Here is a 12,897-nt window from a genome sequence, read left to right as displayed (position 1 = left end):
CCCCCTATTTTTTCTTTTTGCTGTTCTTTTCATCAAACTGTTTTACCATGTTTGCTTTCGCAGCGATGCTTCCGGCGCGGTATTCCTGATTGCTGTTGTAATACTCAGTCGAAGCCTTTCTTGCTGCCTCTTTTTCCTCAGCAGACGGCTCTTCGTTCTCCTGTACCTGAATATTACGCACACTCTGCGTTGCAGCCTGTGTGATTTTCTGCGGCGGAAGGCCGGCTTTTTCTCTCTTCTTTGCAGCTTTTTCCTGGTTTTTGCGGATCACCTCATCCATGTCGATCGAGGACATATGGCGGTTGATGATAACCTGCTGTACACTTCGAACGAGCGCACCGGCGATCCAGTAAATACCAATACCGATGGAGAATGATAAACACATAAATGCGGAGAAAACAGGCATTACCGTGTTCATGGTCTTCATGGAATTTTCCATGGAGTTTGCTGTCTTATTTCCGTTGTTGGAAGATGGTGCCTGCGGCATCAGCTTGTAGTTCAGCCACTGGGTAAACCATGCCAGAATCGGCACCAGAATTGCTCCTGCAATCAGAAGCGCAGATCCGTTTGCCATACCCTCGCGGATGACATCCATCGGAGACTGTGTGATATTAAATCCAAGGAACATGTTGATATGCTTGGACTCCGCGGCGGTTTTTGTAATGGTATCCGCAATACCGGAGAACTCGCTGATGTCAGCCAGCTTCGTCCACTGGGACGGTTTCAGCACATAAAACATGTCCAGAAGGTTATTTTCGGTTAATGTTTCACTTACTTTACTGTACATGGTAACACGGTTATCTGTGATAAACTGTGTCAGGATGTCAGAATATCCTGATACACCCATCATCTGTGTTGTCAGTCCCTGGAATACATTGCGGACACTTCCGATATATCCCGGAATATGATAGATAACCTGGTACAGTGCAAGCAGAATCGGCATCTGAATCAGCAGTGTACTGCAGCTTCCTGTCGGGGAGACACCGTATTTCTGATAAACTGCCATGGTTTCTTCAGATTTTTTCATCTGAGAAGCCTGGTCTTTTTTGTTCTGATATTTCTTTTCAATTCTCTGCAGATCCGGCTGCATTACGCTCATCATCTTCGACATCTTCTGCTGCTTGATCTGAAGCGGCGTCAGAACGAGATAAATGATAATCGTATACAGAATAATCGCAATACCGATATTCGGAATTCCAATTTTTTCCAGACAAAAATAAATTCCATTGATCAGCCAGCCGAGGATCTGGCATACCCACCCGATAATCGGCCACGTTGATTTACTCAGTACGATATCCAAAACGTCTTTTCCTCCTTATTTATCTACGGCACAGGGTCGTAACCTCCGTGTGAAAACGGGTTACATCTCAGTATTCTCCATAATGCCAGCAGACTTCCTTTGAAAGCACCATATTTCTGAATCGCTTCCAGCCCGTACTGCGAGCAGGTCGGCGTATAAGGGCAGTGCACCCTCTTCAGAGGAGACAGGTACTTCTGATAAAACCGGATACCTTTTATCAATACCGTCTTCATTTTTCTGTTTCCTTTAATATATGATGCAGTTTTCCCAGATGCAAAAGTGCTCCCTCTATCTCGAAATACGTACAGTTTTTTGCATTAACTCTTGCGATCACAACTACATCCATTCCACACTGAAATTCCTCTTCATGCAGACGATAACTCTCCCGGATCAGTCTCGCCAGATGGTGGCGCACAACGCTGTTTCCAACCTTTTTACTTACTGAAATTCCAATCCGGTTCCGTCCCAGCTGATTTTTCTTCACATACATGACCAGAAATCGGTTTGCAAACGATGTTCCCTGCTTATAAACCAGCTGAAAATCTCTGTTTTTTTTCAGGCTTTCCGAATATTTCATGAATCCATTCTTTCCTTCATGATTTGTCTAAATTTTCTTTTCATTGAATAGCTTTAGATAGAAGAAAAGACCACATAAATTTTATGCGGCCTTTGGTTTTATGCTGATAATTTTTTTCTTCCTTTTAATCTTCTTGCAGCTAAAACTTTTCTTCCACCTTTTGTGCTCATTCTTGCTCTGAATCCGTGAACTTTAGCTCTGGATCTTTTTTTCGGCTGAAATGTCATTTTCATAAGATAAGGCACCTCCTTTAAATTCTAATCAATAACTGCCTGCAAGGCAGTATTTCACTACATGTATGACAGAAAACATCATTTCAATTATATTCATAAACCCCCATTTCGTCAACCCTAAAATCAATAATTTTCGCAGTTTTTTTCGGGAAAAATGCCGCTCTAACGCGGTTTTCCGGTCTGCCGCTGCCCGTGCCTTCCGTGTGCTGATTTTCGGTTTATCCACAACTTATCCACACTGTCCGCCGCACGCGTACAAATACCAGTTCGATTTTTGCGCTTTCCACACGATATCTTGTAACCGTAATCAACATTATCCACAATCTGTGGATAACCTTGTGGATAACTTTCGGTTTTGCTGTGTACAACCTGTGGGCATTTCTAATTTTTCCAGTATTTACGCCATGTATAATGTGTATATAAGTTTTCCAGACTTTACACATTTCGGTTTTTCCAGCCCTCTATCCACAATTTTATCAACATAAGATTCCCTGTTATCCACAAACTATCCTCCATTTCATCAACAGGAAAATTTTTTACACATTCTGTGGATAAAAAAATAATTATCCACATTTTTGGGTTGAATAAAACGGCATTTTATTATATCATATAGAAGTAAAAATGCGACTATTCGGGGAAAATTTCGTTTTCCAGACAGAAGTTATCCCCAAAAAGCAATGATTATAGAAGCGGAGCGACAGAAAAAGCATGGAAATCGTACAAGATAAATGGAAAGAAATACTGCAGAGAGTGCGGGACGAGCACGAATTATCTGAGATCTCCTTTACTACATGGATTGAACCACTTACGATCCATTCGGTTGAGGACAATCTGATCACAATCCTGGTTCCATCCGAAAAAATGGGTCTCGATTACGTGAGCAAAAAATATACTCTTCCTATTAAAGTGGCCATCGCGGAAATCACAGGTGTCAACTATGAGATCCGCTTTATTCTTCCGGAAGAAGTGAAACAGGAAAAAGCGCCTGCTCCCGTCCAGAAAAATCTCTATGTGCCGAACCTGAATCCAAAGTATACCTTTGATACCTTCGTGGTCGGCAGCAATAACAAATTTGCCCATGCAGCTTCTCTCGCCGTGGCCGAATCCCCGGGAGAAATCTACAATCCGCTGTTTTTATACGGTGGTGTTGGACTGGGCAAAACCCATCTGATGCACTCGATCGCACATTTTATTCTTCAGAAGAACCCGTCTTCGCGGATTCTCTACGTAACGAGTGAAGAATTTACCAATGAAGTCATCGAGGCCATCCGAAACAGCAACAACACCGCAATGACCAAATTCCGTGAGAAATACCGCAATATCGACGTACTTCTCATCGATGATGTGCAGTTTATTATAGGAAAGGAATCCACGCAGGAAGAGTTTTTCCATACCTTCAATACGCTGCACGGCGCCAACAAACAGATCATCCTTTCTTCGGATCGTCCCCCGAAAGACATGGATATCCTGGAAGACCGCATCCGTTCCCGTTTCGAATGGGGACTCCTTGCCGATATCCAGAGCCCGGATTATGAGACGCGAATCGCCATTCTCCGAAAGAAACAGGAATTAGACGGCTATTCCGTCAGCGACGATGTGATCGAATACATCGCTTCCAATATTAAATCGAACATCCGTGAGTTGGAAGGCGCTCTCAACAAAATCATTGCATACGCAAACCTTGAAAAACGTGAAATCAACATTGATCTTGCAGAGCAGGTGCTGCGCGACATCATCTCCCCGAACGAGAAGAAGGTCATCACGCCGGAATTTATCATCGACACCGTTGCAGATCACTTCGATATTACGCCGTCCGACATTGTCGGCAGCAAGCGGAGCAGCAAAATCGTATTCCCGCGCCAGATCGCAATGTATCTGTGCCGCGAAATGCTCGATGCCCCGCTGACCGGAATCGGAAAAATGATGGGCGACCGCGATCATACCACTGTCATGCACGGCATTGAGAAGATCGAAAAGGAAATGAGTGCTAAAGACAGTGTCCGCAACACGGTAGACATCTTAAAGAAGAAGATCAACCCGTCGAAATAGGCGGAGCCTTTGTAACTCTGTCAAAACGGTTAAAAACGATTTACATTTATATAAGAAGAAACTCATCGGTTGACAGGCCCTTATTTATACACAAACCGATGTGGAAAGCCTGTGGATGAATTGTGGACAAATTTGGGGCCTGAAGTTATCAACATTTCATACACAGGTTCACGTTCGATTATTCACAGAGTTATACAGATCGATTTTTCCAGTATTTCCGCATTCTTGACGGGGTTTTCCACATATCCACAGCCCCTACGACTAAGACTACGGATTTTTACTATATTTTTTCTTTATAAGCAGACTCACCAAGCAGTGAGGAAAGGAGAGTTATCCACAATTATGAAATTAGTGTTTGACAAAGCAGACCTTGTAAAAAGCGTTGGTATCGCTATGAAAGCTGTCTCCGGTAAAACAACCATGCCGATTCTGGAATGCATTCTGATTGATGCATCTTCCAACGTGATCAAATTTACCTCCAACGATATGGAACTCGGAATCGAAACCATCGTCACAGGTATGATTCTGGAACGCGGTATTGTTGCTCTGGATGCAAAGATTTTTTCTGAGATCGTAAGAAAACTTCCGGATAATCAGGTTACAATAGAAACAGATGAAAATCTGGTAACTACGATTACGTGTGAAAAAGCAAAATTCAGCATTCCGGGACAGTCAGGAGAAGATTTTTCCTATCTGCCGATTCTCGAAACTTCCGATTGTGTTTCCATTTCCCAGTTCACCTTAAAAGAACTGATCCGTCAGACCATTTTCTCCATTGCAGCCAATGAGAACAACAAACTGATGACCGGTGAGCTTTTTGAAATCAAAGATAACACACTTCGCGTCGTATCTCTGGACGGACACCGTATTGCGATCCGCAGAATTGAGCTGAAAGATTCGTATCCGGACCGAAAAGTCGTTGTTCCGGGAAAAACCCTGAACGAAATCAGCAAAATTCTGTCCGGCGAGATGGATGATCAGATTGATATTTACTTCTCGGAAAACCACATTATGTTCAAGTTCGATGATACAACGGTCGTTTCCAGACTGATCGACGGTGAATATTTCCGCATCGACCAGATGCTTTCGAGTGATTACGAGACAAAAGTGACGATCAACAAAAAAGAATTCTTAAGCTGTATCGACCGTGCGACGCTTCTTGTCAAAGAAGGCGACAAAAAACCGATCATCATCGACATCCAGGATGGAGCGATGGAACTGCAGATCAACTCCGCGATGGGTTCCATGAAAGAAGAGATCGATATCAACAAAGAAGGCAAGGATATTATGATCGGTTTTAACCCGAAATTCCTGATCGATGCACTTCGTGTTATTGACGACGAGGAGATTTCGATTTATCTGGTCAACCCGAAGGCTCCATGTTTTATCCGGAACGAAGAAGAGAGCTATATCTATCTGATTCTGCCGGTAAACTTCAATTCCGTGAGATAAGTCACATAAGTTTGAAATCTGCCGGAACCTTTTCTGAAAGAACTTTCAGCGGTTTTACAGCCACACAGGTTGAAAACTGCGAACTTACGTGAGGAAAAGGCACGGCAGTGCAGGAGGAAAAAATGGAAATTATTACGCTGCGTGAAGATTACATCAAACTGGGCCAGGCATTAAAAGCTGCGGCTCTGGTAGAAGACGGCGTGGAAGCAAAGCTCGTCATCAAGGACGGCTGCGTGACCGTAAACGGTGAAGTAGACACCCGCCGCGGCCGCAAGCTCTATGACGGAGATGTTGTCTGCTACAATGGAAATGAGATACAAATTAAAAAATAAGGCTTAAAAACTTAAGCTGATTTTTCACGGACGAGTGCTCATGTATATCAAATCTTTAGAACTGAAGAACTATCGGAATTATGAGAGTTTATGCATAAATATCAGCCCCGGAACGAATATTCTCTACGGCGACAATGCCCAGGGAAAGACGAATATTCTCGAGGCTTTATATCTCGCGGGTACGACAAAATCGCACCGTGGCAGCAAGGACCGCGAAATCATCCAGTTTGACCGGGAGGAAGCCCATATCCGGATGATGGTGGAGCGGAACGGCAGCACGCATAAAATCGATATGCATCTAAAAAAAAATAAATCCAAGGGAATCGCCATTGATGGAGTTCCGATCCGCAAAGCGTCGGAACTTTTTGGCATTGTAAATATTGTGTTTTTTTCTCCGGAGGACCTGAATATCATCAAAAACGGTCCTGCGGAGCGCCGGCGTTTCCTGGATAGCGAAATTTGTCAATTGTCAAGACTATACATGATCGAGCTTGCCAATTATAATAAAGTGGTGGCGCAGAGAAACAAGCTGCTTAAAGAGATTTCGTTTTCCGGCAGAATGGCGGATACGCTCGAGATCTGGGATGAGCAGATGGTCCGCTATGGAACAAGCATTATTTCCGAGCGGAAAAAGTTTATCAGCCGCCTGAATGATATTTTATCCGAGATCCATCAGAATCTGACCGGAGGAAAGGAGCAGATTCTGATTACCTATGAACCGAATGTGTCCGAGGAAGCGTTTTCCGAAGAGTTAAAAGCCGGAAGAGAGCGTGATCTGCGTTTCGGACAGTCCTACACCGGGCCGCACCGGGACGATTTCTGTGTGCGGGTCAACGACATTGATATCCGTAAATACGGTTCCCAGGGGCAGCAGAGGACGGCGGCGCTTTCGCTGAAACTGGCGGAGATCCGTCTGGTCGAGGAGGAAATTCACGATACACCGGTTTTACTGCTGGATGATGTTTTGTCGGAGCTGGACGGCAGCCGGCAGAATTATCTTCTGCAGAGCATTCACAGCATACAGACACTGATTACCTGTACCGGACTGGACGAGTTTGTCGAAAATCATTTTGAGGCAAACAGCGTATTCCAGGTGGTCGAGGGATCTGTGTTTCACAAAGAAACAGGAGGAATCTAAATGAGTACAGAGAACATGGAAAAGACAGAGTATGGTGCAGACCAGATTCAGATTCTGGAGGGTCTGGAAGCCGTACGGAAGCGCCCAGGTATGTATATCGGCAGTACCTCCGCACGGGGACTTCACCATCTGGTTTATGAGATTGTCGACAACTCGGTAGACGAGGCACTGGCAGGATACTGCAAAAATATTGACGTTACGATTAACCCGGACAACTCCATCACTGTTATCGACGACGGCCGTGGTATTCCGGTCGGCATCAATCATAAGTCGGGCCTTCCGGCCGTTGAGGTTGTCTTTACGGTGCTGCACGCAGGCGGAAAGTTCGGCGGCGGAGGGTACAAGGTATCCGGCGGTCTGCACGGCGTTGGTGCATCCGTTGTAAATGCGCTGTCCAACTGGCTTGAGGTGCGCGTTTATCACGATGGAAAGGTTTACTTCCAGCGGTATGAGCGCGGAAAAACCATGAATAAGCTGGAGGTCATCGATACCTGTCCGATCGAAAAAACAGGTACCGAGGTCCGTTTCCTGCCGGATGACACGATGTTCGAGGAGACGGTTTATGATTACGACGTTTTAAAAACAAGACTCCGCGAGACCGCATTTCTGACCAAGGGACTGCGCATTGTTCTGCGCGATCTGCGCACGGATCCGGTAGTGGAAAAAGCATTCCACTACGAGGGCGGTATCAAAGAGTTTGTCAGCTACCTGAACAAGAGCAAAACGGCGCTCTACCCGGACATCATCTACTGCGAGGGAGAAAGAGACGGCGTTCTTGTTGAGGTTGCAATGCAGCACAACGATTCCTATCAGGAAAATACGTACGGTTTTGTCAACAACATTACGACGCCGGAGGGCGGTACCCATATCGTGGGCTTCCGGAATGCGCTGACGAAAACCTTTAATGAATATGCAAGAGCAAATAAACTGTTAAAAGACAGCGAACCGAACCTGACCGGAGAGGATATCCGCGAGGGTATGACGGCGATTGTCAGCATCAAAATCGAGGAGCCGCAGTTCGAGGGTCAGACAAAGCAGAAACTTGGAAACAGCGAGGCGAGAGGAGCAGTCGACAATATCGTGAGCACCCAGCTCGAGCTGTTCCTGGAGCAGAACCCGGCTGTCGCAAAAACGATCGTTGAAAAGTCCCTGCTTTCCCAGCGTGCGAGAGAGGCTGCAAGAAAAGCGCGTGACCTGACGAGAAGAAAATCCGCACTGGACGGTATGTCCCTGCCTGGAAAACTGGCAGACTGTACCGACAAGGATCCGAAAAACTGTGAGATCTTCCTGGTCGAGGGAGATTCCGCGGGCGGTTCCGCAAAATCCGCGAGAAGCCGTGCAACGCAGGCGATCCTGCCTCTGCGTGGAAAAATCCTGAATGTAGAGAAAGCACGTCTCGATAAAATTTATGCCAATGCCGAGATCAAAGCGATGATTACGGCATTCGGAACCGGAATCCACGACGATTTCGATATCACAAAACTGCGCTACGACAAGATCATCATCATGACCGATGCCGATGTCGACGGCGCGCACATCGACACGCTGATGCTGACGTTCCTGTACCGCTTCATGCCGGAGCTGATCAAACAGGGCCACGTTTACCTGGCACAGCCGCCGCTGTTCAAGATTGAGAAAAACAAAAAAGTATGGTACGCATACGACGACGATCAGATGAATCAGATCCTCAATGAGATTGGACGCGGAGATAATAAGATCCAGCGTTACAAAGGACTGGGAGAGATGGATGCGGAGCAGCTCTGGGAGACCACCATGGACCCGGAACGCCGTGTCCTGCGCCGCGTTGTGTTCGATGAAGAGTATTCTTCTGAAATTGATCTTACCTTCAATACGCTCATGGGCGACAAGGTAGAACCGCGCCGTGACTTTATCGAAGAGAGAGCAAAATACGCAAACAACCTGGATATCTAAAAAGTCCTGTGAACTGAAGTGGAGGAAAAGATGGAAGATAATGTTTTTGATAAAATTCACGAGGTCGATCTGAAAGACACGATGGAGGAATCCTACATCAACTACGCGATGAGCGTAATTGCATCCCGTGCACTTCCAGACGTCCGCGATGGCTTAAAGCCGGTACAGAGACGTATTCTGTACTCCATGAGTGAACTGAACAATACGCCGGATAAGCCGCACCGTAAGTGCGCGCGTATCGTCGGTGATACGATGGGTAAATATCACCCGCACGGCGACAGCTCTATCTACGGAGCACTCGTCAACATGGCACAGGACTGGGCAACCCGTTATCCGATGGTGGACGGCCATGGAAACTTCGGTTCCGTCGACGGCGACGGCGCTGCGGCTATGCGATACACCGAGGCACGTTTAAGCAAAATCTCGATGGAGATGCTGGCGGATATCAACAAAGACACCGTAGACTTCGCCCCGAACTTTGATGAAACCGAAAAAGAGCCTGTTGTTATGCCGGCCCGCTACCCGAACCTTCTGGTAAACGGTACTTCCGGTATCGCAGTCGGTATGGCAACGAACATCCCGCCGCACAATCTGCGCGAGGTGGTAAGTGCCATTGTAAAAATTATTGACAATATCATCGAGGAGGACCGTACGACAGATCTCGAGGAGATTCTCGGCATTGTAAAAGGCCCTGACTTCCCGACCGGAGCAGAAATCCTCGGTACCCGCGGTATCGACGAGGCTTACCGTACCGGCCGCGGTAAAATCCGTGTTCGCGCGGTATCGAACATTGAAACGCTGCCGAACGGAAAGAGCGAGATCATCGTAACCGAGATCCCGTATATGGTAAACAAGGCGCGCCTGATCGAGAACATCGCCGCGCTGGTAAGAGATAAAAAGATCGACGGCATCACCGGCATTGCGGACCACTCCAACCGTGAGGGTATGCGCATCTGTATCGAACTGCGCCGCGACGCCAATGCAAACGTCATCTTAAACCAGCTGTACAAACATACCCAGATGCAGGATACCTTTGGTGTGATCATGCTTGCACTGGTAAACAATCAGCCGAAAGTCATGAACCTTCTGGAGATGCTGACGTATTATCTGCAGCACCAGGAAGAGGTTGTGACGAGAAGAACGAAATACGACCTGAACAAAGCGCAGGAGAGAAGCCATATTCTGGAAGGACTCTTAAAAGCGCTTGACCATATTGACGAAGTGATCCATATCATCCGTGCATCCGCGAATGCGGCAGAGGCGAAGAAGAACCTGATGGAACGCTTCGATCTGAGTGATGCCCAGGCCCAGGCAATCGTAGATATGCGTCTGCGCGCTCTGACCGGTCTGGAACGGGAGAAGCTCGAGAATGAGTACAAAGAGCTGATGGCGCGCATCGAGCAGTTAAAAGCCATCCTCGCAGACCGCAAGGTGCTTCTTGGCGTTATCCGCAGGGAGATTCTGACCGTATCCGAAAAATACGGCGATGACAGAAGAACTTCCATCGGTTTTGATGAGTACGATCTCTCCATGGAGGATCTGATTCCGCGCGAGAATACCGTCATCACCATGACAAAACTGGGGTATATCAAACGTATGACAGTTGACAACTTCCGCAGCCAGAACCGCGGCGGCAAGGGAATCAAGGGCATGCAGACCATTGAGGATGATTATATCGAGGAGCTTCTGATGACAACGACCCATCATTACCTGATGTTCTTTACGAATACGGGAAGAGTCTACCGTCTGAAAGCATACGAGATTCCGGAGGCGTCCAGAACCGCAAGAGGAACGGCGATTGTCAACCTTCTCCAGCTGCAGCCGGGAGAGAAGATTACCGCTGTTATTCCAATGCGCAAATATGAGAAGGGCCATTATCTGTTTATGGCAACGAAAAAGGGACTGGTGAAGAAGACGCCGCTCGAAGAATACGAGAACGTCAGAAAAACGGGTCTTGCTGCCATTGCGCTCCGCGATGATGATGAACTGATTGAAGTTAAGACAACTGATAACGAGAAAGAGATTATTCTGGTAACGAAATTCGGCCAGTGTATCCGCTTCAAGGAAAACGATGTGCGTACGACAGGCCGTGTTTCCATGGGTGTACGCGGCATCAACCTTCTGGACGGCGATGAAGTAGTCGGCATGCAGATCTGCACGCAGGGAGACTATCTCCTTGTCGTATCCGAAAACGGCATGGGCAAACGGACGCCGATGGCAGAGTTTACCGTACAGCTCCGCGGCGGCAAGGGTGTCAAATGCTATAAGATTACCGAAAAGACCGGAAACCTGATTGGTTCCAAGGCGGTCAACGAGGATAATGAGATCATGATGATCACCACAGAGGGAATCATCATCCGTACGCCATGCTCCGGCATTTCTGTGATGGGACGGATCACATCCGGCGTTAAGCTGATGGATGTGGACGGCGAAATCAAGGTTGCCAGCATTGCAAAGGTAAGAGACAAAGAGGCATCCGAGGAGACTCCGGTTTCGGTGGAAGAGACCGAAAGTGCTTCTGAGGAAACGAAGGAATAATACAGCGTCGCAAAACGTGTCTGAGAGAAAAAAGCTCAGGCACGTTTTGCTCGTTTGGGGAAGGGGAGAAAAACATGAAACGAATTTTACTGATGGTGCTGCGGAATCTGCTTCTGGTTCCGTGGATGTGGTGCCGGCTCTGTTACCATGCAGCGCATCCGGACAAGTACAGTCTGGAAGAGCACTTTAAAATGCTGCGCTTTATTGTACAGCGGGCGAACAAAGGCGGAAACGTCATTGTGGAATCCTATGGAGCAGAAAATCTTCCGGAGCAGGACGGTTTTGTGATGTATCCGAATCACCAGGGACTGTACGATGTGCTGGCGATCGCAGGAGCGTGCTCGCGTACCTTTACAGTTGTTGCCAAAAAAGAGGTAGAGCATATTCCGTTTTTAAAACAGGTCTTTGCGTGCATCCACGCGCTGTTTATGGACCGGGAGAATCTGCGGCAGTCAATGCAGGTTATCAATGAGGCGGCCGATGTCGTAAAAGAAGGCAAAAACGTCATTCTGTTTCCGGAAGGAACGAGGAGCAGAAAGGGAAACCAGCTGCAGGAGTTTAAAAGCGGCAGCTTCAAGATCGCAGTAAAAGCAAAATGCCCGATCGTGCCGGTTGCGTTAAAAAACTGTTTTGTTCCGTTTGACTCCAATACCGTCCGTCATGTAACGGTAGAAGTCCATTTTCTCGACCCGATCCCATACGAGGAATACCAGGGAATGAAGACAACAGAGATTGCCGAGATGGTAAAGAAGAGAATTGAAGCCGTCGTAACCGCGTAGCGGTTTCAGAAAAGAGCGTGATATGCGCTCTTTTCTGCTATTCTGGGGGCTGATTTGGGTTCTGTAAGGCATATTTTCTATAATAGTAAGAAAAAAACAAAAAATTCGAAAAAACGGGTTGACAAGAACGTAAGGTTTTTGTATAATAAACCATGCGTCACGAATGAGTGACTGCACATATCATTTTATATTTAGGCATTTGGAGAAGTACTCAAGTGGCTGAAGAGGCGCCCCTGCTAAGGGTGTAGGTCGGGTAACCGGCGCGAGGGTTCAAATCCCTCCTTCTCCGTTTAAAAGCCAAAAACAAAATGATATTTTTTGTGGAAAAAGTTCTTGACAAACAGTTTCACATCTGATAAGATAGCAGAGTTGGTGATAGGTTTGAAAAAACTAATCCAAAAAATAAATTAAAAAAGTTCTTGACAAAAGCGAATGAGTTTGATAAAATAAATGAGTTGCTGATCGAAAGAACGGCGAAGAAGTTAAAAAAACTTCAAAAAATAAATCAAAAAAGTTCTTGACAAACGAAAAGCTCTGTGATAAAATAAACGAGCTGATCCGAGTCGG

11 protein-coding genes and 1 tRNA gene are annotated in these 12,897 nt (G+C 46.6%); 8 read left to right on the top strand and 4 right to left on the bottom strand.

Annotation, left to right across the window (positions count from 1 at the left end):
- Window positions 1–4 precede the first annotated feature (4 nt).
- The 4 genes from yidC to rpmH form a co-directional block, all read right to left on the bottom strand.
- Entirely contained in the window at window positions 5–1,300 is a 1,296-nt protein-coding gene (gene yidC, locus DWW13_RS14180; RefSeq protein ID WP_117802685.1) for a YidC/Oxa1 family membrane protein insertase, read from the bottom strand.
- A gap of 23 nt (window positions 1,301–1,323) precedes the next feature.
- Window positions 1,324–1,533, bottom strand: a complete 210-nt coding sequence (yidD, locus tag DWW13_RS14175) for a membrane protein insertion efficiency factor YidD (RefSeq protein ID WP_022462271.1) — start codon at window positions 1,531–1,533, stop codon at window positions 1,324–1,326.
- Entirely contained in the window at window positions 1,530–1,877 is a 348-nt protein-coding gene (gene rnpA, locus DWW13_RS14170) for a ribonuclease P protein component (RefSeq protein WP_022462272.1), read from the bottom strand. The genes yidD and rnpA overlap by 4 nt, the downstream gene beginning before the upstream one ends.
- A gap of 98 nt (window positions 1,878–1,975) precedes the next feature.
- A complete protein-coding gene (rpmH, locus tag DWW13_RS14165; protein ID WP_005952426.1) occupies window positions 1,976–2,110 on the bottom strand; it encodes a 50S ribosomal protein L34 in 135 nt (44 codons plus the stop codon).
- Window positions 2,111–2,818: 708 nt separating this feature from the next.
- On the opposite strand from rpmH, the gene dnaA reads away from it, so the two are divergent.
- The 8 genes from dnaA to DWW13_RS14125 all read left to right on the top strand — a co-directional run bounded on the left by dnaA (window position 2,819) and on the right by DWW13_RS14125 (window position 12,619).
- A complete protein-coding gene (gene dnaA / locus DWW13_RS14160; RefSeq protein WP_022462273.1) occupies window positions 2,819–4,159 on the top strand; it encodes a chromosomal replication initiator protein DnaA in 1,341 nt (446 codons plus the stop codon).
- A 342-nt stretch (window positions 4,160–4,501) separates the two neighbouring features.
- Entirely contained in the window at window positions 4,502–5,611 is a 1,110-nt protein-coding gene (gene dnaN, locus DWW13_RS14155) for a DNA polymerase III subunit beta (RefSeq protein ID WP_055225966.1), read from the top strand.
- Window positions 5,612–5,733: 122 nt separating this feature from the next.
- Window positions 5,734–5,943 carry an RNA-binding S4 domain-containing protein gene (locus tag DWW13_RS14150; RefSeq protein WP_055225968.1) on the top strand — a complete coding sequence of 70 codons (210 nt, stop codon included), beginning with the start codon at window positions 5,734–5,736 and terminating at the stop codon, window positions 5,941–5,943.
- Window positions 5,944–5,983: 40 nt separating this feature from the next.
- Window positions 5,984–7,081 carry a DNA replication/repair protein RecF gene (recF, locus tag DWW13_RS14145; protein ID WP_022462276.1) on the top strand — a complete coding sequence of 366 codons (1,098 nt, stop codon included), beginning with the start codon at window positions 5,984–5,986 and terminating at the stop codon, window positions 7,079–7,081.
- Window positions 7,082–9,013, top strand: coding sequence for a DNA topoisomerase (ATP-hydrolyzing) subunit B (gene gyrB, locus DWW13_RS14140; protein ID WP_022462277.1), 1,932 nt, complete (start codon window positions 7,082–7,084; stop codon window positions 9,011–9,013).
- Window positions 9,014–9,043: 30 nt separating this feature from the next.
- Window positions 9,044–11,551, top strand: coding sequence for a DNA gyrase subunit A (gene gyrA / locus DWW13_RS14135; RefSeq protein WP_118595954.1), 2,508 nt, complete (start codon window positions 9,044–9,046; stop codon window positions 11,549–11,551).
- 74 nt (window positions 11,552–11,625) lie between these two features.
- Complete coding sequence (locus tag DWW13_RS14130; RefSeq protein WP_118720398.1) at window positions 11,626–12,330, top strand: lysophospholipid acyltransferase family protein; 705 nt, start codon at window positions 11,626–11,628, stop codon at window positions 12,328–12,330.
- A 201-nt stretch (window positions 12,331–12,531) separates the two neighbouring features.
- Window positions 12,532–12,619, top strand: a tRNA-Ser gene (locus DWW13_RS14125).
- Window positions 12,620–12,897 lie beyond the last annotated feature (278 nt).

It is taken from the genome of Blautia sp. AF14-40, from assembly GCF_003479665.1.
In the GTDB taxonomy this organism is placed as follows: domain Bacteria; phylum Bacillota; class Clostridia; order Lachnospirales; family Lachnospiraceae; genus Fusicatenibacter; species Fusicatenibacter saccharivorans.
This window is presented reverse-complemented; position numbering and strand designations above follow the sequence as displayed.